A 26,001-nucleotide genomic window follows, 5' to 3' on the forward strand; every position below is an offset into this window, starting at 1 on the left:
GTTCGTGGAGTCTCCGACGCTAACGGCCGTCAGGAGCGGGGTCAGTGCCTTCGGGAAGCCAATCGTGTACCAAGATCTCATCGCCGACCGTGACAGTGCCCGGTGTCAGGACGGCTGCTTTCATGCCGAAGCTCACGCCGCCGCCGTAGTCGGGCTGCCGCCGGTACTTCGCCAGCGACCGGGTCGGCTCGGGCCCGCGCTTCTCCCCTGTCGCCTGGTCCACCGTCGGGACCGCGCACCGGATGGCGCGAGCGGCGTAGCCGATCTCGAGCCCGCCGGCCGACGCACGCAGTACGCGATCCTCGGTGTGTGCCTCCGGCCAGCCGGTGACCACCAGGTTCGGACGGAAGCGATCCATCGGGATCGGCTCGGCGCCGGTTTCGACGATGCGCTCGTTGAGGCAGTCGAGCGAGGACAGCGACGTGACCAGCAGTGCGTGGGCGTCGCCGAAGCCGGTCGATCCTTGATGCACACCCCAACTCGGCCGCTCGTGCTCCGGCGTCGTCCGGACCAGGGCGACCGGGCGGCCGAGCTGCTCGGAGAACCACTCGTCGGCGGCCGGATCCTGCACCACGCCGGCCCCGAACCACTTCGCGAACAGGCTCACGTCGCGGCGCTTGCCGTCGTACGCGACCGGTACTTCGAGAGTGTCGGCGCCCTCGGTGGACAGCCGGAGCCCGTCGCCACCGGCCAGCACCTCGGCGCGCAGCCGTGCCATCGCGGGCACCGTGCGCTGACTGAGGAAGGTGCCGTCGGGGTTGACCAGCATGAACGCGCGGTCGTGCCGCAGGCCGGTCGCGGTCACCTCGGCGTGCTCGACGGAGACGCCGGTGAGACCCTTCACCGGGTAGTACCTCAGCGCGGCGATGCTGGCAGCAGACACGCGCTCAAGCTACCGGTCCCCGAGCTCTCCCGGCTTCACCTTCCGGGCAAAGCTGACACTGTTTTGTCAGCGGCCGAACGTGCCTGCCGGGGCGGCCGGCGAGGCGAAACCTTCGGCGTCCGTCAGTGCTGCGGCCTTGCCCGCGAGCTCGGCCAGCGGCAGCACCTCGTACGGCGGTTGCGCCCGTCGGCCGGACGGCGTCAGCTCCGGCAGCAGCTGGGGCGAACCGACCAGCACCACGTTCCCGAAACCCTTGCCGCGCAGTACCTTGCGCTCGGCCAGGACCACACCGTCGCCGAGACCGTCGCGCAGGGTCGCGGCGACCCGGCGGACGAAGCCCAGACCGGCGGTGCCGTCGATGAGGTTGAAGACCAGTACGCCGGCGGGCCGCAGGATCCGGGCGCAGTGGGCGACGAACTCGGCGGTGACCAGGTTGGCCGGCACGGCCTCGCGGACGAAGGCGTCGACGATCACGACATCGGTGGAGTCCTCGTACAGACCCGGCATCCCCTCCCGGCCGGTCACGCCACGGACCTTGATCCCGGCGCGCTTCGGCAACGGCAGCGCCTCCCGCACGAACTCCGTCAGCTCCTCGTCCGGCTCGAGCACGATCTGCCGCGAACGGGGACGGGTGACCGCGACGTACCGGGCCAGGGTCAGCCCGGCGCCGCCGACGTGCACCACGGAGATCGGTTGTTTGCGGGGGGCCACCAGGTCGAGCACGTCCCCGATCCGGCGGACGTACTCGAACCCGAGGTGGGTGGGGTCGGCGAGGTCGACCTGCGACTGCAGCGACCCGTCGACCCGGAGGACGAACGTCCCGTCCGCCTCGGCCTCGACGGTCGCCGTACCACTGGCTACCTTGCGTTCCACCCCGTCATCTTGTCAGCAGGCGCTACTTCGACTCCGCCTCGGCTGCGACGGCGACGTCGGGGTTGTCGGAGAACACCCCGTCGACCCCCGCGGCGCGGAAGGCGTTGATCTCACCGAACAGGTTGCCCGCGTCCGCCGGAACGGCCGAGCTGTCGAAGTCCGCCGGCAGGAAGTTGTTCTCGACCCGGAAGGTGTACGGGTGCACGACCAGGCCGGCCCGGTGGGCGTCGCGGACCAGGGCGGTCGGCCGACCGAGCTTGCCGGTGGCGTCGAGCGGGATGACCTGGTCCTTGGCCGGACCGACCCCGTCGGCGTACTTCGCGACCTCGCGCAGCCCCGTGGCCGAGACGACATCGGCGTACGTGCGCTTGTCACCGTTCACCACGAAGTCGTACGGCGCTCCGGACGCGCTGGTCAGCTGGACCAGCGGAACCCGCAACTGCTGGTCGAGCGCCTTCAGGTTGGCGACCTCGAAGGACTGGACGAAGACCTTCGCGCCCGGGTGGTTGAGGCCGTTGCGGGTGAGTGTCTTGACCAGCTCGGGCTCGAGGGCGAGGCCCTGCTGCTGGAAGTAGGTCGGGTGCTTGGTCTCCGGGTAGATCCCGATCGGCCGGCGAAGCTCCCGCGACAGCCGCCGGCTGAGGTCGATGACCTCCTGCAGGGTCGGGACCTGGTAGCGCCCGTCGAAGACCGTGTTCTGCTGCCGGAGCGCCGGAATCCGCTCCTTCGCCCGCAGCGTCTTCAGCTCCTTCAGGGTGAAGTCCTCGGTGAACCAGCCGGTCAGCGGCGATCCGTCGAGCAGCTTGGTCTTCTTCCGGGCGGCGAACTCCGGGTGCGCGGCGACGTCCGTCGTACCGCCGATCTCGGGCTCGTGCCGGGCCACCAGCACGCGGTCCTTGGTGGTCACCAGATCGGGCTCGATGTAGTCGGCGCCCATCCGGGCGGCCAGCTCGTACGCCGCCAGCGTGTGCTCCGGGCGGTACCCGGAGGCACCCCGGTGGCCGACGACGACGAAGTCGTCGGGCTTGTTCGCCACCACCGCGGCCGGCTGGGCCGAGGGCGAGTGGGACGGGGCGGACACCTGCGGGACCAGGACCGCGGCGGCGACGGCCAGCGCGGAGGCAGTGGCCGGGACGAAGCGGCGGGGCAGCACCGAAACCATCGAAGTTTCTCCTTACAAGTCAGGGACTGTGCACACCATCGGGGCGGCGGAAGGCGGGACGGCGTCCGGGTGATGAACGGGTGGTGTGGATCACCTGACCCACCGTCGCCCGGGCGGGCCGGACTTGCTAGCGTCCGAAGGGAGTCCGTCGTTCGAATTCCCCAAGGAGCGTGTCGTGAGCAAATCACCCGTCAAGGTGGCCGTTACCGGTGCTGCCGGTCAGATCGGATACAGCCTGCTGTTCCGGATCGCGAGCGGCGCGCTGCTCGGGCCGGACACGCCGGTCGAGCTGCGGCTGCTGGAGATCACCCCGGCGCTGAAGGCGCTCGAGGGGGTCGTGATGGAGCTCGACGACAGCGCCTTCCCGACGCTCGCCTCGGTCGAGATCGGCGACGACCCGAACGTGATCTTCGACGGCGCCAACGTCGCGCTGCTGGTGGGCGCGCGGCCGCGGACCAAGGGGATGGAGCGCGGCGACCTGCTCGAGGCCAACGGCGCGATCTTCACCGTCCAGGGCAAGGCGCTGAACGAGCACGCCGCCGACGACATCCGGATCACCGTGACCGGCAACCCGGCCAACACCAACGCGCTGATCGCCCGCAGCAACGCGCCGGACATCCCGGCCGAGCGCTTCTCCGCGCTGACCCGGCTGGACCACAACCGGGCGCTGGCGCAGCTGGCCCGGAAGACCGGCACGCACGTCACCGACCTGAAGAAGCTGACCATCTGGGGCAACCACAGCGCCACCCAGTACCCGGACATCTTCCACGCGGAGGTGGCCGGGAAGAACGCCGCCGAGGTCGTCAACGACCAGACCTGGCTGGAGAACGACTTCATCCCGACCGTGCAGAAGCGCGGCGCGGCGATCATCGAGGCCCGCGGCGCCTCCTCGGCCGCCTCGGCCGCGGCGGCCACCGTCGACCACGCGCGCGACTGGCTGCGCGGCTCGGCCGAGGGCGACTGGCTCTCGATGGCGGTCGTCTCCGACGGCTCGTACGACGTCCCGGAGGGCCTGATCTCGTCCTTCCCGGTGACCACCAAGGACGGCGACTACGAGATCGTCCAGGGCCTCGAGATCAACGAGTTCTCCCGCGCCCGGATCGACGCCAGCACCAAGGAGCTCGGCGAGGAGCGCGACGCCGTCCAGGCCCTCGGCCTGCTCGGCTGATCTTCGCAGGCAAGACCTGCAAAACCCCCGGGATGCTTCGAACTGCTCCCGGGGGTTTTGTTTTTGCCGGTCGGCGGACGGTAGGCACGGACGGTCACGATCCGAACTCATGACAGCACACAGGGTGATAGATCCGGATATCCTCGGACACTGCCGGCAGCGATGGCGGCGCCCGGCTATTACGCACTAATTGTTGGCCGATGAATTCCGAAACTGCAACAAGCAGCAATCGGCACCGCTTTGTTTGACGGCCAACACGGTACCGCCGTAACGTCCAGTTTCGCGTCGATGGTGGGGCCCCGGACGCCTATCCTGTTCGACAGACCGAAAGGTGAAACCTGTGACAAACGCCGCCCTTTACCTGACCTCCGGTGCGATGAGTTTGCAATCGCGACTGGGCCGATCGCTTGAGTCCGCTCGCACGAACCAGACCCCGATGCGCTGGGTCTGGATCATCCTGATCGGCGTCCTCGTGATCGCCGCAGCCGCCGGCTTCATCTACTGCCGGGCTCGCGGGTTCGACGGCTTCACCGGCCACATCGAGGCCGTCAAGGGACCCGGCGGCTTCAAGATCGGTGTCAAGATCGGTTGCTACAAGGGCTAGTCCGGACCCTGCCGGTCAATTCGACCCATTAAATCTGGCCAAGAAAATCATATTCTTTCGGAATTGATTTCCTGACGAGAGGAACTGCATGAAAACGCCCGAGCCGTTGGCGGTCCGTGGATTGACGAAGAAGTTCGGCGGGCAGCGCGCGGTAGACGATGTCTCGTTCACCGTGCCGACCGGATCGATCGTCGGCCTGCTGGGCCCCAACGGCTCGGGTAAGTCCACCACCCTGCACTGCATCACCGGCTTCCACCGGGTGACGGCTGGTGAGGTGCTGATCAACGGCCTTCCGCACGACACCCCGGCCGCCAAGAACGAGTTCGGCTTCTTCCCCGACGATCTTCCGGTGCCGGAGTCGCTGACCGCGGACGAGACGCTGGCCCTGCACCGCCGGCTTCGGCCGCTGTTCGATCTCGAGTTCGCCGAGGCGCTGACCGAGACAGTCGGATTGCTGGCACACCGCAAGAAGTTCGTCGGTGACTACTCGCACGGCATGCGCCGCAAGCTGCAACTCGTACTGGCGCTGGCGCACCATCCGCGTTTGCTGATCCTGGACGAACCGCTGCGCGGCCTCGACCCGGAGGCCGGGGCCTTGATGAGTTCGGTGATCGCGCAGTTCGCGGGATCCGGCGGCGCCGTCCTGATTGCCACCCACGACCTGTACGCGGCCGAGCGGACCTGCGACGAGGTCTGCATCCTGTCCGACGGCAAGCTCGCCGCGAGCGGCCGACCGGCCGACATCGTGACCCGGACCGGAACCGCCGACCTCGCGGACGCCTTCGTAGCGGTGACCGGCCTGACCACCAGCGTCGCGGCCGCCGAGGCTGCGGTCGCCGAACTTCTCCGCACCCACCGAGCGGGCCAAGAGGCCCGGCCCGCCACTCACCTCCAGGGATAACGTCATGAAAAGCCTCGGTAGAGCCGTTCCCACCGCCGCCGTCCTGATCGTCGTCGTGGCGATCGCCCTACTCGGCTGGGGACTCGTCTCCGGCAACGACCTGCACGTTCCGCTGTTCCTGGACGTCGACTCGGAACAGAAGGCCGGCGGCGAACCGCAGACCACGCTGTCCTTCTCGCCGATCGGTCCACTGCTCGGCCTCGTCATCCTCAGTCTGCTGCTGTGGCCGGTGTTTCGGGCCCGGTCCCGGGCAACCGCCGACGGTGACGACAGTTGAGCGTCCCGGTGGCGCACCCGGCCGCGGCCTTTCCCTCGACGGCGCGGGTGCTGTTGACCGTCCAGCTACTCACCCTGCGGCTCTGGTTCAACGACCTCGGCCGGTCCCTGCACTCGCGCGCTCAGGCCTGGGTGCTGGTCGGCGCCTTCGGTGCGGCCATCGCCGGGTTCACCGTCTGGAGTTCCCTGCAGAGCGCGCGTCAGCTTGGCGTCAGCGACCTGACGGGCGCCGAGACGACCTACAGTGCCATCACTTTCACGGTTCCGGCTCTGACCACCCTGATGGTCGGTCTCTACGTGCCTTCGCGCACGCTGGTGACCGAGATCCTCTCCGTGATGCCGGTCACCGACGGTGCCGTCCGCGCGGCGGTCAGAGCCATGACGGGCACCATCGGCGGGTTCGCTGGGGCGGTCCTGTTGGCACCCCTGTGGGCACCGGTCCTGATCGCCCGCGGCCTGGACGGGGCACCTGTGGTCGCCAGCCTGTTCTGGCTCGGCCTGGGCGGCGTCCTGATCGCTCTCGCCCTCGAGGCCGCGCTCTCGCTGGGGTATCGCACCGTCTTTCGGATGGGGACGATCTTCTCCCGTGGACTGGCGGCTTTGTCGGCCGCGGTACTGCTCGCCTTGGCCTTCGCGGATGCGATGCCCATGAACGGCAACATCCCGGGTGGGCTCCATCAGACCTTCACCGCCGGTCTGGTCGACTTCGCCGAGAGCGGCACCGCATTCGCCCCGGCGACCTCCGCGTTACTGCTTCCAGTGCTTGCCGTCGCCGTCCTGTGGGCCTGCGGCCGGTCGCCGGAACTGGACTCCGGCAACTCCCTGCACCTGCCGCAGTGGCTGTCGGCCGGCGCCGCCAGCACTCCGGTTCGGCTGGAACTGCTTCAGATCCTTCGGTATCCGCCGAACGCGATGTTGCTCGTCTTCGTCAACGGCATAGCGGTTCTCGCCGCTGTCTTCATGCTGCGATCGGCGCAGGACGAGTTCGGACTCGGGGTCATCGTGCTGACGATGGTCAGCGCCTGGGCGGTCGGCGCCTACGGCCCGACCCGGCGGCACCACTGGATCTATCGCACCACCGAGCATCCCTACGCCTGGATCCGGCCGAAGCTGGTCGCAGTTGGTGCGGTCTGGGTGCTGTTGATCAGCGTGCACGGCGGTTGGCTGGTTCTGCTGACGAACTGGACGCTGCGCGACCTGGGCCTACTGCTCCCCACCTTGCTGATCGAGTTGATCGTGGCGGCGGCCGTCGGCGTCCTGCTGCCGGTCGGCCGGGACACCTCGATTTCCGGCGCGATGTCCGATGCCCTCGCCCTGGCCCTCCTGCTCGCCGTCACCTCGGGCCTGCAGAGCCTGCTGTCCCAGGTCGGCTCGGTGACCTCGATCCTGGCTGTGCAGGCGGTGGCACTGATCACGGCGTTCGGCTTCTTGCTGTTCGTCGCGCGGAGATCCACCCGACTCGACCTCGCTCCATGACCAACGCCTCAGGCCTGGGTGGCAGACGTCCGGCCGCCCTGTCCCCGGGCCTGGTCGCACCGGTGGTCGCCATTCTCCGGGCTGCGGTCCGGCCGGTGACCGCGGTGGCGACGTTCACCCTGGGAGTCGCGGGGATCGCCGGCCTGCTGGCCGGCGACCTGCGTACCCCTTTGGTTGCCGCCTGCCACCTTGTTCTGGTCGTCGGGATCTCTCTCGTCGCGCACGAGTCCGCCCACATCCTGCTCCTGCGGTCACCCCGCGACCGGCGTGTCGCGGGAGTCGTGCACGGATCGTGGACTCAGGTCTGGGTCGAGTGCCCGCAACTGTCTCGGCGCTGGGCAATCGCCGTCGCGACCGCCGGGCCGGTCATGGGCGCGCTCAGCTGCTACGCCTTGACCTTCACCGGACTGAGAACGCCGATCTGCTGGGCAGTGGCAGTCGTCCACTTGGCGAACCTGCTGCCGTTCGTCGGCGACGGGAAGGTTGTGCTCGTCAACTGTCTCAGCGCTCTGATCCGCCAGCCGCGCCGGTCGGCCACTGACGCCGAAGGCGCGTAGTACGGACGCGTCCGTACTACGCCGGCGTCAGTTGGAGATGATCAGGTCGACGGCTCGTACGACGTCCCGGAGGGCCTGATCTCGTCCTGCTCGGCTGCCCCCTTCAGGTCCGGTCAAGGAAGGACGACAGCGCCTCGACGGCGCGCCGCTCGTCGCCGGGGCTCTCGATCACCGGCAGCAACCGGCTGCCCTCGACCTCGTCGAGCAGAGCGGGATCGGTCACGAACAACTGACCCTGGTAGTCCTTCAGCAGTTCCCGCGTCACCGGCCAGCCCGGTCCGTCGAGTTCCGGGCCGTGGATCACGACCGCATGCTTGATCCCGGCCGAGTCCAGGAACCTCAGGTCCCTGGTGAACCCGTCGGTCGAACCCGCCCCGAGGATCGCCCGGCCGGACTCGAACAGCACATGGCTGACGTGGCCGGCCAGATAGTCACCCAGCTCCACCCGCCAGCCGGTCTTCGTCCCGTACTCCGCCTCGGTGGCCGTGCGATCCGCCGAGAGCGGGGCCGACTCGGCCACGGCGCGCCACTGGACCTGGAACGACTCGGCCTGGAACTCGGGCCGGTGACTCTCGATCGCGCGCGCCCAGCTCGTCGCCCGGCCCGCGGTGTTCATCGGGCCGATCAGCACCCGTGGCTGGACCGGCGGCCGCTCGACGAGCTCCAGTTCCCGGCCCAGCAGCTCGCCGTACAGCTTGCGCAGTTCGGCGGCCTGGCCTTCCCACGACACCTCCAGCTGGAACTCCGGCCGGCTCGCCTGTTCGCGGTACGGCGCCGGGTCGGCCAGGACCTTGCGGACCTTGTCGGCCAGGTCGGCCGGGTCCTCCACCGCGAAGGCCTCGCCGATCCCGGTCCGCTCGACGAACTCGGTCAGGCTGGGCATGTCGCTGGTGATCACCGGCAGCCCGGCGAAGATGTACTCGAAGACCTTGTTGGGCAGCGCCATCTCGTGGCTCGGGTAGCGCAGGATCGGGATCAGGCCGATGTCCGCGGTCCGCAGGAACGCGACCACCTCCTCCGGTCCGACCGGGTCGAGGTAGTGCACCCGCTCGGTGACGCCGAGGGAGGCCGCCAGCTTGCGCAGTTCGCGGACCGGCCCGATGTCGATCGACGGGACGCAGACCACCGCGAGGTGCACGTCCGGCAGCATCGGCAGCGCCTGTACCGCGGTCTCGACGCCGCGGGCCCTGGTGACGCCGCCGCTGTAGACGATCAGCGGCACCTCCGCGGCCAGGCCGGTCCGGCTCCGCAGGTCCGGCACCTCGACCGCGGTCTCCGACCGGCTCGGCGTGTTGAAGATGACCGTCGGTTCGCGGTCCAGTTTGTACCGCTGGTGCAGCGTGCGGGCGATCGCCGGGCTGACCGTGATCACCCGCTCGGCGGCACCGATGTACTCCCGCTCGTGCCCCGCCCAGGCCGAGATGAAGCGCGGCGTGCGGGCGTCGTACCGGGAGAGACCGGCGACGTACTCGTGGGCGTCGTAGACGACCTTCAGGTCGCGGCCGCGGAGCTTGGCGCGGCCGGCCGCGCGGGCCGCCACCCCGACCAGATGCATGTCGTGGGCGTGCAGGACGTCGGGGGCCAGTTCGTCGAGGACCTGACCGAAGATCTGCTCGTAGTCGTAGGCCTCGGGGACCACCGACCGCCACCGCGACAGCCGCTGGGTCCGGGCCACGCGGGCGTCGTACCAGGCCCAGGTCTTGGCGAACCAGGTGTGCTGATTTCCGGCGAAACGGCTGTGCAGCCGTATCCGGGTGCCGGCCAGTCGCAGCATCCGCTGCCTGACGCCACGGTCGAGGACGCCCAACCGGTACCGGACCGGGCCCGACCTCTTGGCCTGCCGGGCGGCCAGCGCCTGCCCGGATTCGGCCTTCAGGTCGGCCTGGCGGGCGGCGATCCAGGCACTGCGGGCCAGCACTTCGGCCCTGGTCTGCTGACCGAGCAGCGGCAGTCGGCGGGCCCGGCGGCGAGCGCGGCGGCGGGCCCGGTCTTCCCGGAGCGGGAACGCGCCGGGCAGTCTCGCCATCACCGTGCTGCCGTCCAGGCAGTTGAGGGACAGGACGCCGTTCGGAGCCACCCCGAGCAGCGTCACCCGTACGCCGGTGCGGGCGATCGCGATGGCTTCTTTCAGCACTCTGCTGTCGTTCTCGATGCCATTGGCGACCATCATCACGACATGTTGTGCAGTGGTCACGGAGTCCCTCGAGTTCGGCGGTCTGTTGACCAGTCGGTGTCTTAGCGGTCCAGACCGGTTCCCGGTCATACTACGTAGATGCCTGGGAGACCCTCGGGGTTGCCGATTTGTGCCACACAATCGAGACCTGAGTGCCGCCCGCGAGGAATTCGATCGTGATCGAACCGTGCTCGCGTACTACTAGGACGCGACCAAGCGGCTCCGAGGTTGCATCTGGTCCGGACCGGAATCGGCGAGGTCCCGGAATCGCCATGCCGACTCCGGAACCTGCGCGGTACGTAGCGGAACTCAGAACTGTTGCTTGCCGGTCCCTGATTTGCAGGAAGCTGCAACGAGACCGGTCGGCTAGTTGGGGATGATCAGGCCGAGCAGCGCGACCGCGGCGCCGACGCCGGCGAGCAGGACGATGTCGAACATCCGGCCGCGGACCCGGAGCAGGCCGGCCGCGTTGTCACTGAGGCTGACCCGCAGCAGGGCCGCGAGCAGGACGCCGCCGGCGAAGATCAGGATGCCGTTGCGCCAGTCGTGGAAGGTGAGGGTGATCAGCCCGGCGACCGCGACCAGTCCGGACAGTGCCAGCGGCCACTCGCTGCGCCGCTCGGCCTCGCCGGCCATCAGTCGGTCGCGACCGACAGGGCAGCCTCGGCCGCCTCGACGACGTTGGTGAGCAGCATCGCGCGGGTCATCGGGCCGATGCCGCCGGGCATCGGGGCGATCCAGGCCGCGACTTCGCGGGCCGCGTCCTCAACGTCGCCGACGATCTTGCCCTCGGCGTTGCGGCTGGTGCCCACGTCGAGCAGGACGGCGCCCGGCTTGACCATGTCGGCCGTGATCAGCCCGGCCGAGCCGGCCGCGGCGATCACGATGTCGCCGGTCCGGACGACGGCGGCCAGGTCCTTGGTGCCGGTGTGGCACTGGGTGACGGTCGCGTTCTCCGAGCGCCGGGTGAACAGCAGACCCATCGGGCGGCCCGCCGTGACACCGCGGCCGACGACGACCACGTGAGCGCCGGCGATCGGTACGTCGTACCGGCGGAGGATCTCGACGCAGCCCTTGGGCGTGCACGGCAACGGACCGTCCTGACCGAGCACGAGCTTGCCGAGGCTCATCGGGTGCAGTCCGTCGGCGTCCTTGTCCGGGTCGATCAGACCGAGGATCTCGTTGGTGTCGACGTGCTTGGGCAGCGGCAGCTGGACGATGAAGCCGGTGCAGTCCGGGTTCTCGTTGAGCTCGCGGACCTTGGCCGCGATCTGGTCCTGCGTCGCGGTGGCGGGCAGCTCGACCTGGATCGAGGAGATCCCGACCGCCGCGCAGTCGCGGTGCTTGCCGGCCACGTAGGCCCGGCTGCCCGGGTCGTCGCCGACCAGGATCGTGCCGAGCCCGGGCACGACGCCCTGCTCGGCGAGCTTTGCCACCCGGACCGCCAGCTCGCTCTTGATCGCCGCCGCGGTCGCTTTTCCGTCCAGAATCTCCGCCGTCACAACACCGGAGTCTGCCAGGCCGGGGCGCGGAAGCGTGAACTGGCGCACAATCCTGACCGATCGGTTGAAAACTGGCCGAGCGGTCAGGATGATGGGGCCCATGGCAACCACAGCGGTCCGGGACCGCACCCGGCGCGAGATCGTCCAGCAGGCGATGGCGTTGTTCCAGGCCAACGGCTACGCGGCGACCTCACTGCAGGACATCGCCACCGCGGCCGGCTGCTCCAAGGCGACCGTGCTCTACCACTTCAACGGCAAGGCCGCGGTCCTCGCGGCGGTGCTGGAGCCGTCGCACGCCGCGCTGGTGAGCCTGCTCGACGAGGTCGGCCGGCTGCCCGCCGCCGAGGCCCAGCAACTGGCGATCAAGCGGTTCGTCGAGGTCGCCGTCCAGTTCCGCGGAGTGATCAGCGTCCTGCAGGACGTGCTGCCGAAGATCGAGGAGATGCCCGAGTTCACCGAACTGATCAGCAAAGGCATCCAGCTCACCGTGATCATGGCCGGCGGCCCCGACGACCAGCTCGAGATCGACCTCGCCCAGTTCGCCGTCAACGGCCTGCTCGGCGAGTGCCGGCATCCGGGCGAGCGCACCGACGCGGAACTCCAGGCGCTGTGCGACACGGCTCTGCGGCGCCTGCTCCGCCCACCGACAGCCCCTCGCAGTACCAGTAGTACGTCTTCCCTGCCAGCCCACACCAGTGAAACGGACGCTCTCTGATGGCCAACCTCCTGTACCGGCTCGGCCGGTTCTCCTACCAGCGGCGCCGGCTCGTCGCGGCGATCTGGACCTTCGTCCTGGTCGCGCTCGGCGTCGGCGCGCTGACGCTCGGCGGGTCGACCTCGAACACCTTCTCGATCCCCGGCACCGAGTCGCAGCGAGCCCTGGACGCACTGTCGAAGGACCTGCCGTCCGCCAGCGGGGCTTCCGCGTCGGTGGTTGTGAAGGCGCCCGAGGGCAAGACGCTGATGGACCCGGCGGTGAAGGCCGCGGTCGGCGCGACGGTGACGCAGGTCGCCAAGGTGCCGGAGGTGATCGCCGCCATCGATCCCTTCACCAGCAAGGCGATCAGCCCCGACGGCAGGACGGGTCTGATCAGCGTCCAGTTCGACAAGGCCGCCGACGAGTTGTCGAAGGACAGCACCGAGGCGTACGACAACCTGAAGTCGCTCAGTACGGGTGACCTGCAGGTGGTGCCGGGTGGGCAGGTGGTCGGCGGACCACCGGAGATCGGCTCCACCGAGGCGATCGGCGTCGCGGTCGCGGCCGTCGTACTGGTGGTGACGTTCGGCTCGCTGGTCGCGGCCGGGATGACTCTGCTGACCGCGCTGCTCGGCGTACTGGCCGGGATGGCCGGGCTGTTCATCGTCACCTCGTTCACCGAGGTCTCCTCGACCGCCCCGATCCTGGCACTGATGCTCGGACTCGCGGTCGGGATCGACTATGCGTTGTTCATCAGCTCGCGGCACCGGTCGCAGCTGGCGGCGGGGATGGACGAGGAGGAGTCGGTGGCGCGGGCGACCGCGACCGCCGGGTCGGCCGTGACGTTCGCCGGGGCGACCGTGGTGATCGCGCTGGCCGGGTTGAGCGTGGTCGGCGTTCCGTTCCTGACCGCGATGGGCCTGGCCGCGGCGGCGACCGTGCTGACCGCGGTACTGGTGGCTCTGACGCTGCTGCCGGCTCTGCTCGGCTTCATGGGCCGCAAGGTACTGCCGCGCAAGCTCCGCAAGACCGCCGCCGCTCCCGCGGTCGAGGGCTTCGGCTTCCGCTGGGCCCGGTTCGTGACCCGGTTCCGTATCCCGATCGTTGCCGTCGGCATCATTGGTCTCGGGGTCCTGGCGATCCCGACGCAGGACATGCGGCTCGCGCTGCCCGACGGCGCGACGGCCGCGGCCGGTACCAACCAGCGCGTCGCCTACGACCTGTCCGCGGAGGCCTTCGGTCCTGGCTCCAACGGGCCGCTGGTGGTGGTGGTGAAGAGCGACAGCGCCGCGACCTCGGCCGCGCTGGTCGGGCAGGTCAGCGCCAAGGCCAAGGGGCTCGCGGACGTGGTCGCCGTTCAGCCCGGCCCGGCGAGCAAGGACGGCTCGACCCAGCTGGTCAGCGTGATCCCGAAGAGCGGGCCGGCCTCCCAGGAGACCGCCGACCTGGTGAAGAACCTGCGCGACACCGTCCGGCCGCTGGAGACCGGTGGCAGCACGATCTCGATCACCGGTAACACCGCCATCGGCGTCGACGTGTCGAACAAGCTGACCGCCGCGCTGCCGGTCTACCTGCTGATCGTGATCGGGCTGTCGTTCCTGCTGTTGCTGCTGGCGTTCCGGTCGATCCTGGTTCCGCTGAAGGCGACGCTGGGCTTCCTGCTGACCATCGGCGCCACCTTCGGCATCACCGTCGCGGTCTTCCAGAACGGCTGGGGCGCGTCGCTGTTCGGCGTCGACTCCCCCGGACCGCTGGTCAGCTTCCTGCCGATCATCATGATGGGCATCCTGTTCGGGCTGGCGATGGACTACGAGGTGTTCATCGTCTCCCGGGTCCGGGAGGAGTTCGTGCACGGCAAGCACGCGACCGAGGCGACCATCCAGGGCGTCGGTCACGGCGCCCGGGTGGTGACGGCGGCCGCGCTGATCATGGCCGCGGTGTTCGCCGGCTTCATCCTGGTGCACGACCCGATCATCAAGACGATCGGCTTCGGGCTGACCGTCGGCGTGCTGATCGACGCCTTCGTGGTCCGGATGGCGATCGTGCCGGCGGTGCTGTCACTGCTCGGTGACCGCGCCTGGGCCTTCCCGAAGTGGCTGGACCGGATCACCCCGAAGGTCGACATCGAGGGCGACTCGCTGCAGACCCCGAAGGAGCAGCACCTGGTCACCGCCGACTGACCGGAATGACGGCGGGCTTGTCGCGGTTGAGTCGGATAGTTTATTCTTGAACTACCTCGACCAAGGAGCCGAACATGCCCGCCGTCACCGTCAGCGACATCACCGTTCTGCCGCGCGTCCACCAGCCCGACCCGGCCGTCGCCCGGGAGCGGGCAGTGCGCTCGGTGACCACGGCACCGACCGGCTACGAGGGCGAAGGCTTCCCGGTCCGCCGGGCGTTCGCCGGCGTGGACATGAAGGACCTCGACCCGTTCATCCACATGGACCAGATGGGCGAGGTCGAGTACGCGCCGGGCGAGCCCAAGGGCACTCCGTGGCACCCGCACCGCGGCTTCGAGACCGTCACCTACATGCTCGACGGGATCATGGAGCACCAGGACTCCCAGGGTGGTGGCGGTGTCATCTCCAACGGCGACACCCAGTGGATGACCGCCGGCAGCGGCCTGCTGCACATCGAGACGCCGCCGGAGCACCTGGTGCTGAGCGGCGGGCTCTTCCACGGCGTACAGCTGTGGGTGAACCTGCCCAGGGCGCAGAAGTGGGCGGCACCGAAGTACCAGGACATCCGTGGCGGTGACTCGGCACTGCTGTCGACCGCCGACGGCGGCGCGCTGATCCGGGTGATCGCGGGCTCTGTCGACGGGCACGAAGGTCCCGGTTCGACGAACACCCCGATCGCCCTGGTGCACGCCACCGTCAGCCCCGGCGCCGAACTGGTGCTGCCGTGGCAGCCGGACTACAACGCGCTCGTCTACGTGCTCGCCGGCCAGGGCACCGTCGGCGCCGACCGCCGCCCGATCCGCAAGGGCCAGCTCGCCGTGTTCGGCCCGGGCGACACCATCCGTACGTCGGCCGCGCTCACCCAGCCGTCGGCCGAGCCGAACCTCGACGTCATCGTCCTCGGCGGCCGCCCGATCCGGGAGCCGATCGCGATGGCCGGCCCCTTCGTGATGAACACCCGCGAGGAGGTCGTGCAGGCCTTCGAGGACTTCCAGGCCGGCAAGCTCGGCACCATCCCCGCCGTCCACGGCCTCGGCACGGACCTGCACGAGTCCAACTGAGCTCAGACAAGCACAAACCGGCCCGGCGCTGATCGCGCCGGGCCGGTTTTCGTTGCTGGGTTGGGGTTACCGCAGGTTGCGGTGCAGGGCGGTGATCAGCTCGCCGTTGGAGGTGTCGCCGTCCAGCGACCAGATCATCGCGCCCCCGAGGTTGCGCTTCGAGATGTACTGCGCCTTGCGCTTCATCTCGATCGGGTCGTCCCAGGTCCAGAAGGTGGTGCCGTCGAACAGCCAGGCGTGGCCGGCCTTGGCGTCGCGGTGCACGGTGAAGGTGCTCGCCTTGGCCTTCAGGATCCGGTAGTCCTCGTAGCCGGCCTCGTACGTCGCCGGCGCCGGACCGGTGGCGGGCTGGAACAGCCCGTTGTTCGCGTTCGTCACTCCGGTCCAGCCGCGGCTGTAGAACGGAACGCCCATCACCAGCTTGTTCTTCGGGGCGCCGCGCTTCAGGTAGTGGTCGATCGTCACCTGTGAGCTGAACTCGGCGGCCGACGGGTCACCCTTCGGGCCGTCGATCGCGGACTGCTGGTTCGTCACCGGGTCCCACGCGCCGTGGTAGTCGTAGCCCTGGGTGGTGACGAAGGTCAGGTCCTTGAAGACCTTCTTCACCTCGAAGCCGCGGTCGATCTGGACCGGGTCGGCCGGCAGGAACGCGGTCAGGTTGTAGCGGCCGCGGAACGGCCAGGACGAGCGGTCCAGCTGCTTGCGGTACTCGTGCACCAGACCGGTGAAGTTCTCCCGGTCCTCCGGGCGGATCACGTTGCCCGGGTTGCCCTCGCTGGCCGGCCACTCCCAGTCCAGGTCGATGCCGTCGAAGACACCCTTGGCCGCGCCGGCCGGTGCACCCGGCAGGTTGCCCTTGATCCACAGGTCGAGGCAGGACTTGACGCTCGCGGCGCGGTTCGCCGGGAGCGCCGCGTCGGAGAAGTACTTCGAGCCGGTCCAGCCGCCGAGCGAGATGCTGATCCGCAGCTTCGGGTACTTCTGCTTCAGCTGCTTGAGCTGGTTCAGGTTGCCGGACAGCGGCTGACCGGCGACGTCGGCCTTGCCGTTGACGCTCTGCTCGGCGGTGAACGGCCGCTGGTAGTCGGCCCACGGGTCGCTGCTGATGCAGAGGCCCTTGTCGTCCAGGAAGCCGAACGCGTAGTTCAGGTGGGTGAGTTTGGCGGCCGTTCCGTTCTTGACCAGGTCACTGACCAGGAAGTTGCGGTCGTAGCCGCTCCACTGGGTGTAGTAACCGACAACACGCTTCTGACTGTGGGCCTCGGCGGGCGCAGCGGTCAGTCCCAGCGGGACGACGACCGTGGCTGCGACCAGCAGCGCGAGACTCCGACGTTTCACCGACATGCTTCTCCCCAACGGGCGGGTGGAGGGACAGAATGCCTCACCATAGGTCCGGCCTACTTATTTAGGCAACGTCTCTAATGAAAGCATTTTGCTCCTCTTCCGCCCGCTGAGGGAGCGTTTTCTTACCCCATTCCCTGGAGGAACTCGGGGATCAGTGGAAGAAGTGCCGCGTCCCGGTGAAGTACATCGTGACGCCGGCCTTGGTGGCTGCCTCGATCGCCTGGTCGTCGCGGATCGAGCCACCCGGCTGCACCACTGCCTTCACGCCGGCCTCGAGCAGGACCTCCAGGCCGTCCGGGAACGGGAAGAAGGCGTCGGAGGCGGCTACCGAGCCGGTCGCGCGCTCCGCCGCGCGGGAGACGGCCAGCCGGCAGGAGTCGACGCGGTTGACCTGCCCCATGCCGACACCGACAGAGGCGCCGTCGGCGGCGAGCAGGATCGCGTTGGACTTGACCGCGCGACAGGCCTTCCAGGCGAAGGCCAGGTCGGCCAGCACCTCGTCGGAAGCGGCTTCGCCGGCGGCCAGCGTCCACTTGGCCGGGTTGTCGCCCTCGGCCTGGAACACATCCTTCGCCTGCATCAGCAGCCCGCCGCTGATCGCGCGGATCTCGACCGGCTGGCCGGCCTCGTCCGGACCGCAGACCAGCACCCGGATGTTCTTCTTGGCCTGCAGGATCTCGACCGCGCCGTCCTCGTACGCCGGAGCGACCAGCACCTCGGTGAAGATCTCCGCGACCTGCTTGGCCAGCTCGACCGAGACCGGCCGGTTGGTGGCGATCACGCCGCCGTACGCCGAGACCGGGTCGCACTCGTGCGCCCGCCGGTGCGCCTCCGCGATGTCGTTGCCGATCGCGATGCCGCACGGGTTCGCGTGCTTGATGATCGCGACGGCGGGCTCGGCGAAGTCGTACGCCGTCCGCCGGGCCGCGTCGGCGTCGACGTAGTTGTTGTAGGACATCTCCTTGCCGTGCAGCTGCTCGGCCGAGGCCAGCCCCTTGCGGCCGTTGCCGTAGAGGGCGGCCAGCTGGTGCGGGTTCTCGCCGTAGCGCAGGACGGCCTTCTTGTCCCAGGTCGCGCCGACCCAGGCCGGGAAGCCCGCGCCCTCGCTGCTGTCGGTGAGCACGTTGCCCATCCAGGAGGCGACGGCCACGTCGTACTCCGCGGTGTGCACGAACGCCGCGGCGGCGAGCTTCTTGCGCTCGGCCAGCGAGAAGCCGCCCTCGTCGAGCACCGTGTAGACATCGGCGTACTGCTCCGGGGAGGTCACCACGGCCACGTTCGCGTGGTTCTTGGCCGCGCCGCGGACCATCGACGGACCGCCGATGTCGATCTGCTCGACGCACTCGTCGACCGAGGCACCGGACGCGACCGTCTCGCTGAACGGGTACAGGTTGCTGACCAGCAGGTCGAACGGCTCGACCCGCATCTCGGCCAGCTGCTCGACGTGGTCGGACTTGCGGACGTCGGCCAGCAGCCCGGCGTGCACCTTCGGGTGCAGCGTCTTGACCCGGCCGTCGAGGCACTCCGGGAAGCCGGTCAGCTCCTCGACCTTGGTGACCGGTACGCCGGCCGCCGCGATCCGGCCGGCGGTGGAACCGGTCGACACGATCTGCACACCCGCTGCGGACAGCGCCTGCGCGAGCTCCTCCAGACCGGTCTTGTCGTAGACGCTGATCAGCGCCCGGCGGATCGGCCTGCGGTCGGTGCTCACTTCGTGGTGACCTTTCGTCCGGTGATGGTCCAGCCGTCGCGGACCAGCCGGCCGACCCACTCCACCAACTGGCGGCGCTCGACCTCCTTGATCCGCTCCGTCAGGGTGTCTTCGGTGTCGTCGTCGGCGACCGGTACGACGACCTGGCCGATGATCGGCCCGGTGTCGACGCCGCCGTCGACGAAGAACAGGGTCGCGCCGGCCACCTTGACGCCGTACTCCAGGGCGTCACGCGGTCCGTGGATGCCGGGGAAGGCCGGCAGCAGCGCGTTGTGGGTGTTGATGTAGCGGTCCCCGAAAGCGGCCAGGAAGTCGTCACCGACCAGCTTGAGGAACCCTGCCGAGACGACCAGCGCGGGCTCGTACTGCGCGACGGAAGCCGTCAGCGCGCGATCCCAGTCGGCCCGCTCGGGGTAGTCCTTGACCTTGTGCACGAACGTCGGCACCCCGGCCGCCGCGGCCCGGTCGAGCCCGGCGATCCCGTCGCGGTCCGCGCCGACGGCCACCACCTGGGCGCCGTACGCCGGATCGGCGCACGCGTCGAGCAGGGCCTGCAGGTTCGAGCCGGAACCCGAGATGAGCACGACGACGCGTGCGGGCTCGGGCGTGGGCGCAACCGGATCTGTCACTTGGCAAACCCTATCGTCCACCCCCGCCCCGACCCGCATCCGGTCGAACCGGGCAGGCTCTCAGACGGTCGGCTGCGGGCGCCTGGCCGCGATCACTGCAGCGGTGATCGCCGCTCCGATCGCCATCGCGGCGACCAGTACGCCGGCGGCCGGCACCGCGGCGGGTACGCCGACCTCGGCCATCCGTCCCGGCCCGGCGGCGCCGCCGGAAACCAGCATCAGGATGAGCAGCACGATCCCGGCCAGCAGAGCCGCGATGGCGCCCCGCAGAGCGAAGGCATCCCAGCCCAGCACGTCCGAGTCCTCCGCTGTCAGCCCCCGCCGGGCAACCACCAGCCCGGCCATCGCACCGGCCGCCAGTGGCACCAGCGCGGTCAGGATGAGCAGGTACGTCGGAGTTGCGCCGTCAGCAGGTACTGCGGCCAGCAGCGGCAGCGCGGGCAGGTTGCCGACGTCCACCCCGGTCGGGGCGATCGTCGTACCGACTCCTAGCTGGAATCCGGGTCCGGCGAGGAAGGCCACGGCGTACAGGATCACGTTGGGCAGTAGTGCCAGACAGATGGCGAAGAGGACCACTGAGCCGACCACACCGGCATCCAGCAGCTCCAGCATGGAGGTGACGCGGGAGAAGTGCACTGCCAGCAGTACGGCGTACAGGAGGGTTGCGGTGGCGACGATGGTCAATACTGCGGCGGCAGCGGCAGGGACCACGTCACGGAGACCCTGTGGCGTTGCGTCGGCGATGTCCTCTGCAGCCCCGGACTCGACCAGTATCCCGGCGGTGCCCGCTATGAGCGCCAGAGTGGCGGCACCCAGGAAGGCTGTCACCGGTGAGACCTTCACCGCTCCGTCGGAGGCCAGCAGGGCGATGATGAGCGCACCCAGGCCGTACGTGCCGGCGAGCACGCCGGCGGCTACTGCAAGATCCTTGGTCTCGTCTGCTCCGCTTACGCGCGCAGTGAACCGCCCGCCGCGGTACAGGCACCAGGCGAAGAACAAAGTCAGGCCGAGCGGAGCAAGAGTGAGCCTGGCGTCGCCAAGCGTGGCGCCGGCCTTGTGGGCGACCAGCCAGACAGTGGCACCGGCCCGGACCGCGCCGGACGCTCCACCGAAGGCCGCGGCCAGCCAACCGATCACCGCTACCGCGGCGCACGTCATCAGCCCGGTGAGCAGACAGGCGCCTGCTCCGATCACCGCCGAGACGATCACCGGCTTGGTCGGTGCGGTGGCGTCGGGCTGGGCGGGCCCGGGCGCCTGGTGAGATCCGCCGTCACGGGCGCCCGGACGGCTCAGCATGTCGGTCATCTGACTCCATCGTCACTCGTCGCCCGGACGCGGCTCGTTCTGACACGCCGGATATGGAAGACTTCGGCCCTGCTTGCTCCCTGTGGACAGAGATGACGGGCCACCGGGTACCGTCGGGTGGAATCAGTCTGGAGGTCAAGAACTAGTGACCGGTTCCCACCGTTCCTCGCGGGGCGGCGGTCGTGCTGCCGCCCGGGAGGCACGCCGTCAGCAGTCTCGTCGACGGAACCAGATCATCGGCGCCGGCGCGGCTGTGCTGGTCCTCGTCGGTGGCGGTGGCATCGCGGCCGTGAACGCCTTCGGTGGCGACGATTCCGCCGGTGACAACGCCAGGTCTGGCAACCAGGACGACAAGTCCGGCGGCAACGGCCCAGGCCTGCTCGGCGACGCCAAGGTGCTGATCGACGGTACGGCGGCCAAGCAACTCGCCCCGGCCGGCGGCGCCTGGGCAGTCGCGAGCACCGACAACGGCAGCAACGCCCCCGACAGGTCCTTCGTCTGCCAGTCCCAGCGCTTCGCCGACCCGGCCGGGATCCGCACCTGGATCCGCAACTTCCGCAACCCGTCGACCAAGGACACCGCGGTCCAGTACGTCGAGGTCTCCAACGACGAGGCCGCCGCGGGCAAGGCGTACAGCACGATCACCGGCTGGCTCAGCGCCTGCAACACCCCGCAGATCCGGCTGATCTCCAGCTACACGACCAGCGGCCTGGGCAGCAAGGGCGTGGTGGCCGTCTTCGGCCAGCCCGGCCCGAAGACCAACAAGTACCGCACGGTCAGCGTGAGCACGGCGGGCCAGACGACGATGGTGGTGGAGTACGACACCGTCGGCAAGACCCCGCCCAAGCCGGACACCCTGATCGCGACCGCCGGCGCCGGCCTGAAGCGGATCTGCGACGAGGCCAAGTGCACGACCGGTACGCCGGTCGCCAAGCCCGTCCTGCTGCCGACCACCGAGCCGGCCGGTTTCATGGCCCCGATCGACCTGCCGGTGCTGCCGAGCATCGACAAGCCCTGGGTCAGCACCACCAGCACCACCCCCAAGGGCACCGGTTGCGACAAGCTCGACCTGAAGAAGGCGAAGGCCAGGGCCACCCGGGCGCAGACGTACGTCGTACCGGAGGCCAAGGTGCCACCCGAGTTCGGGCTGGACACGATGGTGGCCGCCTTCGCGAGCCCGGCCGCGGCGGGCAGTTTCGTCGGCGACCTGCGCAAGGCCGTCGACAACTGCAAGAAGACCACCTCCAACGCGACCGTGCGGCCGACCGGCGAGATCGCCGTCGGCAACAGCGTCAAGGGCGAGAGCTGGCGGGTCTCCTACGACACCGGCGGCGGCAAGATCTTCACCTACCGGATCGGGATCGCGGCGGCCGGCTCCCGCGCCGTCTACGCGCTCTACCCGGTCCTGGAGAAGCTGGACATCACCAACGAGGCCTTCAACGAGGTGCTCACCCGCGCCGCGGAACGCTCGGCCGCCTACAAGTAGACGGCGAAACCCAACGCAACGGCCCCCGAGGATCACCTCGGGGGCCGTTCCTTGCGGTGCTGCTACTTGTTCAGGTCCTGCATGATCGCGCGCATCAGGTTGGCGGTCTCGGTCGGGGTCTTGCCGACCTTGACGCCGACGGCCTCGAGGGCCTCCTGCTTGGCGGCGGCCGTCCCGGAGGAGCCGGAGACGATGGCGCCGGCGTGGCCCATCGTCTTGCCCTCGGGGGCGGTGAAACCGGCCACGTAGCCGACGACCGGCTTGGTGACGTTGTCCTTGATGAACGCCGCCGCCCGCTCCTCGGCGTCGCCGCCGATCTCGCCGATCATCACGATCGCGTCGGTGTCCGGGTCGTCCTGGAACGCCTGCAGCGCGTCGATGTGCGTCGTCCCGACGATCGGGTCGCCACCGATCCCAATCGCGGTGGAGAAGCCGAAGTCGCTCAGCTCGTACATCATCTGGTAGGTCAGCGTGCCCGACTTGGAGACCAGGCCGATCCGGCCGGCGCCGGCGATGCTGGCCGGGATGATGCCCGCGTTGGACTCGCCGGGGGTGATGATGCCCGGGCAGTTCGGCCCGATGATCCGGGTGGTGCCGGAGGCCTGCGCGGCGGCGAAGAACGCGGCGGTGTCGTGCACCGGCACGCCCTCGGTGATCACCACGACCAGCGGCATCCCGGCCTCGATCGCCTCGAGGACGGCGTCCTTGGTGAACTTCGGCGGCACGAAGATGACCGACACGTCGGCGCCGGTCTCCTTGATCGCGTCCGCGACGGAGCCGAAGACCGCGACGGACTTGCCGTCGATGTCGACCGACTGGCCGGCCTTGCGCGGGTTCACGCCGCCGACGATATTGGTGCCGGAGGCAAGCATCCGGGTGGTGTGCTTGGTGCCTTCCGAGCCGGTCATGCCCTGGACGACGACCTTGCTGTCCTTGGTCAGGAAGATAGACATTTCAGCTTTTCCCTTACTTCGCTGCCAGCTCGGCGGCCCGCTTGGCGGCGCCGTCCATCGTGTCGACCCGCTCGAGTCCGGCCAGCCCGGCCTCGTCGAGGATGCGGCGGCCCTCCTCGGCGTTGTTGCCGTCCAGCCGGACGACCAGCGGCTTGTTCACGGCCTCGCCGCGGGCGGCGAGCAGCTCGAACGCCTGGACGATGCCGTTCGCGACCGCGTCACAGGCGGTGATGCCGCCGAAGACGTTCACGAAGACGCTCTTCACCTGGGTGTCGGAGATGATGATCTCCAGCCCGTTCGCCATCACCTCGGCGGACGCGCCGCCACCGATGTCGAGGAAGTTGGCCGGCTTGACGCCACCACTGTTGCCGTCCGAGAAGGCCTCACCGGCGTACGCGACCACGTCGAGGGTCGACATGACCAGGCCCGCGCCGTTGCCGATGATGCCGACGGAGCCGTCGAGCTTCACGTAGTTGAGGCCCTTGGCCTTGGCCGCGGCCTCCAGCGGGTCCTCGGCCGACGAGTCGGCGTAGTCCGCGAACTCCGGGTGCCGGAAGTCGGCGTTCTCGTCCAGCGAGACCTTGCCGTCCAGCGCCTCGACGTTGCCGTCCTTGAGCTTGACCAGCGGGTTGACCTCGACCAGGGTCGCGTCCTCGGCCAGGAAGACCTGGTAGAGCTTCACGATCTCCGGCGCGACCGCGTCGATGATGTCGGCCGGGTAGCCGGCCGAGGTGGCGATCTCCCGGGCCTTGGCCTCGTCGACACCGGTGGCCGGGTCGATCGAGATCTTGGCGACCGCGTCGGGGTTGGTGTGCGCGACCTCTTCGATCTCCATCCCGCCGGCGGCCGACGCGATGCAGAGGTAGTTGCGGTTCGCGCGGTCGATCAGGAAGGAGAAGTAGTACTCCTCGGCGATCGCCGCGGCCGGAACGATGTTCAGCGTCTTGACGATGTGACCCTTGATGTCGAGACCAAGGATGTCGCGGGCGCGCGCTTCGGCCTCGTCCGGGTTGGCGGCGATCTTGACGCCACCCGCCTTGCCGCGGCCGCCGGTCAGCACCTGGGCCTTCACGACCACCGTGCCGCCACCGAGCTTCTCGGCCGCCGCGCGAGCTTCCTCGGGCGTGTGGACGACTTCACCCACCGTCGTCCGTACGCCGTGCTTGGCGAAGACACTCTTCGCCTGGTACTCCATCAAGTCCACGGTCGTGGTCCCTCTCTCGCCTGTTCGGGTCTCGCGTTTCCGAGTCAGTCCGCGGCAGGCTGCGGTGCAGAGGGCACGGTCGCCGGCGCGTTCCGTCGCGCTGAGACTAGCCACCTCCGTACCCCGCGCGACAGCCGGGGTACGGGCTGAGACGACTGTCACAGTCGTCTTGCCCTCACGTGAAAGGCTGGATGCCATGACAGAACAAGCGACCAGACCAGCTGACGACTGGTGGCGTAGTGCCGTCGTCTACCAGGTTTACCCCCGGTCGTTCGCGGACGCGGACGGTGACGGCACGGGTGACGTGAACGGGATCCGGGCCCGGCTGCCCTATCTGGCCGAACTGGGCATCGACGCGATCTGGATCAGCCCGTGGTACCCCTCGCCGCTGCTCGACGGCGGGTACGACGTGGCCGACTACCGCGACATCAACCCGGAGTTCGGCACCCTGGCCGACGCCGACGCGCTGATCGCCGAGGCACACGCGCTGGGTATCCGGCTGCTGATCGACCTGGTGCCGAACCACTGCTCCTGGGAGCACCCGGCGTTCAAGGCGGCGCTGGCCGCGGGCAAGGGGTCGCCCGAGCGTGACCTGTTCTGGTTCCGCGACGGCAAGGAGGGTGGCCTGCCGCCGACCAACTGGCCGGCCGCGTTCGGCGGTGGCGCCTGGCAGCAGATCGAGGACGGCCAGTGGTACCTGCACATGTTCGACATCTCCCAGCCGGACTGGAACTGGGACCACCCGAAGGTGATCGAGGAGTTCGACTCGATCCTGCGGTTCTGGTTCGACCGGGGCATCGACGGCTTCCGGATCGACGTCGCCGACTCGATGGCCAAGGACGCCTCACTGCCCGACGTACCGCTGCAGGACGGTGAGCCGACCCGCGACAAGTACGTCGGCAACCCGTTCTACGACCAGCCAGGCGTGCACGCCATCCACCAGCGCTGGCGGGCGATCGCCGACGAGTACGCCGACACCCCGCAGGGGCCGCGGGTGTTCGTCGCCGAGGCCTGGCTGTCCCCGGCCGAGCGGCTGGCGCAGTACGTCCGGCCGAACGAGCTGCACTCCGCCTTCAACTTCGACGTACTGCGGGCCGCGTGGAACGCGAAGGAGCTGCGGCAGGTCATCGACTACACCACTGACAGCCTGTGGGCGGTGGGTGCGCCGGCGACCTGGGTGCTGAGCAACCACGACACCATCAGGCATCGCACGCGATACGGGCGGGATCAGCAGCACGCGCTGGAGCAGGCGGGCGTAGTACCGGTTGACCTGGCGCTCGGGCTCCGCCGGGCCAGGGCTGCTGCTCTGCTGGAGCTGGCGCTGCCTGGCGGCGCGTACATCTACCAAGGCGACGAGCTGGGCCTGCCGGAGGTCGAGGACCTTCCGGAGGACGTGCTGGACGATCCCACCTGGGAGCGGTCCGGCCACACCGTGCGTGGCCGCGACGGCTGCCGGGTGCCGATCCCGTGGAGCGGCAGCGAGCCGCCGTACGGGTTCGGTAGTGGCGACGGGCAGCCGTGGCTGCCGCAGCCGGCCGACTGGGCGCCGCTGACGGCTGAGGCCCAGGCAACCGACGCCGACAGCCATCTCGCCCTCTACAAGGCGGCACTGCGCATCCGCCGCGAGCAGGAGGCACTAGGCGAGGGCCGGCTCGCCTGGGACACCGACGCACCGGACGGCGTCCTGTCGTTCACCCGCGACCCGGGCTTCCGCTGCGTGGTGAACATCAGCGAGGAGCCGCTCGACCTGCCGGCGGGCGAAGTACTGCTCGCCAGCGAGCCGCTGACCGACGGCAAACTGCCGGTCGACGCCACTGTCTGGCTGAAGGTCTGACTCTGACGCGGCAGTGACGAAA

The 26,001-nt window shown here is 69.3% G+C and carries 23 protein-coding genes; 11 read left to right on the forward strand and 12 right to left on the reverse strand.

The features are described 5' to 3' along the window. Positions 1 to 19: 19 nt before the first annotated feature. From OX958_RS30010 to OX958_RS30020, 3 genes are all read right to left on the reverse strand, one after another. Positions 20 to 883 (reverse strand): MOSC domain-containing protein, encoded by an 864-nt coding sequence (locus OX958_RS30010; protein WP_270133403.1) that lies wholly within the window; start codon positions 881 to 883, stop codon positions 20 to 22. Positions 884 to 949: 66 nt separating this feature from the next. Next, positions 950 to 1,756, reverse strand: coding sequence for a spermidine synthase (locus OX958_RS30015; protein WP_270133404.1), 807 nt, complete (start codon positions 1,754 to 1,756; stop codon positions 950 to 952). Between the two features lie 22 nt (positions 1,757 to 1,778). Further along, positions 1,779 to 2,918 carry a glycerophosphodiester phosphodiesterase gene (locus OX958_RS30020; RefSeq protein ID WP_270133405.1) on the reverse strand — a complete coding sequence of 380 codons (1,140 nt, stop codon included), beginning with the start codon at positions 2,916 to 2,918 and terminating at the stop codon, positions 1,779 to 1,781. Between the two features lie 175 nt (positions 2,919 to 3,093). Here OX958_RS30020 and OX958_RS30025 point away from each other — a divergent pair, with 175 nt between their 5' ends. The 6 genes from OX958_RS30025 to OX958_RS30050 all read left to right on the forward strand — a co-directional run bounded on the left by OX958_RS30025 (position 3,094) and on the right by OX958_RS30050 (position 7,900). After that, entirely contained in the window at positions 3,094 to 4,086 is a 993-nt protein-coding gene (locus tag OX958_RS30025) for a malate dehydrogenase (RefSeq protein ID WP_270133407.1), read from the forward strand. Positions 4,087 to 4,522: 436 nt separating this feature from the next. Then, a complete protein-coding gene (locus OX958_RS30030; protein ID WP_270133408.1) occupies positions 4,523 to 4,690 on the forward strand; it encodes a hypothetical protein in 168 nt (55 codons plus the stop codon). 88 nt (positions 4,691 to 4,778) lie between these two features. Then, positions 4,779 to 5,591, forward strand: coding sequence for an ABC transporter ATP-binding protein (locus OX958_RS30035; protein ID WP_270133410.1), 813 nt, complete (start codon positions 4,779 to 4,781; stop codon positions 5,589 to 5,591). 4 nt (positions 5,592 to 5,595) lie between these two features. After that, the gene (locus OX958_RS30040; protein ID WP_270133412.1) at positions 5,596 to 5,868 is read left to right on the forward strand and encodes a hypothetical protein; all 273 of its coding nucleotides are present in this window, start codon (positions 5,596 to 5,598) and stop codon (positions 5,866 to 5,868) included. Further along, a complete protein-coding gene (locus tag OX958_RS30045) occupies positions 5,865 to 7,343 on the forward strand; it encodes a hypothetical protein (protein ID WP_270133414.1) in 1,479 nt (492 codons plus the stop codon). Before OX958_RS30040 ends, OX958_RS30045 begins: the two co-directional genes overlap by 4 nt. After that, positions 7,340 to 7,900 carry a hypothetical protein gene (locus tag OX958_RS30050; protein WP_270133416.1) on the forward strand — a complete coding sequence of 187 codons (561 nt, stop codon included), beginning with the start codon at positions 7,340 to 7,342 and terminating at the stop codon, positions 7,898 to 7,900. Before OX958_RS30045 ends, OX958_RS30050 begins: the two co-directional genes overlap by 4 nt. Positions 7,901 to 8,003: 103 nt before the next feature. Here the strand turns inward: OX958_RS30050 and OX958_RS30055 are convergent, their stop codons facing one another. The 3 genes from OX958_RS30055 to OX958_RS30065 all read right to left on the reverse strand — a co-directional run bounded on the left by OX958_RS30055 (position 8,004) and on the right by OX958_RS30065 (position 11,575). Further along, complete coding sequence (locus tag OX958_RS30055) at positions 8,004 to 10,070, reverse strand: glycosyltransferase family 4 protein (protein ID WP_270133418.1); 2,067 nt, start codon at positions 10,068 to 10,070, stop codon at positions 8,004 to 8,006. 369 nt (positions 10,071 to 10,439) lie between these two features. Further along, complete coding sequence (locus tag OX958_RS30060) at positions 10,440 to 10,709, reverse strand: DUF3017 domain-containing protein (protein ID WP_270133419.1); 270 nt, start codon at positions 10,707 to 10,709, stop codon at positions 10,440 to 10,442. After that, positions 10,709 to 11,575, reverse strand: a complete 867-nt coding sequence (locus OX958_RS30065; RefSeq protein ID WP_270133421.1) for a bifunctional methylenetetrahydrofolate dehydrogenase/methenyltetrahydrofolate cyclohydrolase — start codon at positions 11,573 to 11,575, stop codon at positions 10,709 to 10,711. The genes OX958_RS30060 and OX958_RS30065 overlap by 1 nt, the downstream gene beginning before the upstream one ends. Before the next feature lie 100 nt (positions 11,576 to 11,675). On the opposite strand from OX958_RS30065, the gene OX958_RS30070 reads away from it, so the two are divergent. The 3 genes from OX958_RS30070 (at position 11,676) to OX958_RS30080 (ending at position 15,513) form a co-directional block, all read left to right on the forward strand. Next, positions 11,676 to 12,290 carry a TetR/AcrR family transcriptional regulator gene (locus OX958_RS30070; RefSeq protein WP_270133422.1) on the forward strand — a complete coding sequence of 205 codons (615 nt, stop codon included), beginning with the start codon at positions 11,676 to 11,678 and terminating at the stop codon, positions 12,288 to 12,290. Continuing rightward, positions 12,290 to 14,452, forward strand: coding sequence for an MMPL family transporter (locus OX958_RS30075; RefSeq protein WP_270133423.1), 2,163 nt, complete (start codon positions 12,290 to 12,292; stop codon positions 14,450 to 14,452). Before OX958_RS30070 ends, OX958_RS30075 begins: the two co-directional genes overlap by 1 nt. A gap of 74 nt (positions 14,453 to 14,526) precedes the next feature. Further along, positions 14,527 to 15,513, forward strand: a complete 987-nt coding sequence (locus OX958_RS30080; protein ID WP_270133425.1) for a pirin family protein — start codon at positions 14,527 to 14,529, stop codon at positions 15,511 to 15,513. A gap of 66 nt (positions 15,514 to 15,579) precedes the next feature. Here OX958_RS30080 and OX958_RS30085 read toward each other — a convergent pair whose 3' ends face one another. The 4 genes from OX958_RS30085 to OX958_RS30100 all read right to left on the reverse strand — a co-directional run bounded on the left by OX958_RS30085 (position 15,580) and on the right by OX958_RS30100 (position 20,502). Further along, on the reverse strand, positions 15,580 to 16,857 hold the full coding sequence (locus OX958_RS30085; RefSeq protein WP_270133427.1) for a glycoside hydrolase family 18 protein: 1,278 nt from the start codon (positions 16,855 to 16,857) through the stop codon (positions 15,580 to 15,582). 151 nt (positions 16,858 to 17,008) lie between these two features. Continuing rightward, positions 17,009 to 18,568 carry a bifunctional phosphoribosylaminoimidazolecarboxamide formyltransferase/IMP cyclohydrolase gene (purH, locus tag OX958_RS30090; RefSeq protein WP_270133429.1) on the reverse strand — a complete coding sequence of 520 codons (1,560 nt, stop codon included), beginning with the start codon at positions 18,566 to 18,568 and terminating at the stop codon, positions 17,009 to 17,011. After that, on the reverse strand, positions 18,565 to 19,197 hold the full coding sequence (purN, locus tag OX958_RS30095) for a phosphoribosylglycinamide formyltransferase (RefSeq protein WP_270133430.1): 633 nt from the start codon (positions 19,195 to 19,197) through the stop codon (positions 18,565 to 18,567). The genes purH and purN overlap by 4 nt, the downstream gene beginning before the upstream one ends. Positions 19,198 to 19,257: 60 nt before the next feature. Next, complete coding sequence (locus OX958_RS30100; RefSeq protein ID WP_270133432.1) at positions 19,258 to 20,502, reverse strand: cell division protein PerM; 1,245 nt, start codon at positions 20,500 to 20,502, stop codon at positions 19,258 to 19,260. A gap of 145 nt (positions 20,503 to 20,647) precedes the next feature. Here OX958_RS30100 and OX958_RS30105 point away from each other — a divergent pair, with 145 nt between their 5' ends. After that, complete coding sequence (locus tag OX958_RS30105) at positions 20,648 to 21,988, forward strand: hypothetical protein (RefSeq protein ID WP_270133433.1); 1,341 nt, start codon at positions 20,648 to 20,650, stop codon at positions 21,986 to 21,988. Between the two features lie 62 nt (positions 21,989 to 22,050). Here OX958_RS30105 and sucD read toward each other — a convergent pair whose 3' ends face one another. Both sucD and sucC read right to left on the reverse strand, forming a co-directional pair. After that, positions 22,051 to 22,941: a succinate--CoA ligase subunit alpha gene (sucD, locus tag OX958_RS30110; RefSeq protein WP_270133434.1), complete on the reverse strand. Its 891-nt coding sequence runs from the start codon at positions 22,939 to 22,941 to the stop codon at positions 22,051 to 22,053. 13 nt (positions 22,942 to 22,954) lie between these two features. Then, positions 22,955 to 24,145: an ADP-forming succinate--CoA ligase subunit beta gene (gene sucC / locus OX958_RS30115; RefSeq protein WP_270133435.1), complete on the reverse strand. Its 1,191-nt coding sequence runs from the start codon at positions 24,143 to 24,145 to the stop codon at positions 22,955 to 22,957. Positions 24,146 to 24,341: 196 nt separating this feature from the next. Between sucC and OX958_RS30120 the strand changes: the two genes are divergently transcribed. Further along, a complete protein-coding gene (locus tag OX958_RS30120) occupies positions 24,342 to 25,979 on the forward strand; it encodes a glycoside hydrolase family 13 protein (RefSeq protein ID WP_270133436.1) in 1,638 nt (545 codons plus the stop codon). Positions 25,980 to 26,001 lie beyond the last annotated feature (22 nt).

The sequence above is a fragment of the Kribbella sp. CA-293567 genome (genome assembly GCF_027627575.1).
In the GTDB taxonomy this organism is placed as follows: domain Bacteria; phylum Actinomycetota; class Actinomycetes; order Propionibacteriales; family Kribbellaceae; genus Kribbella.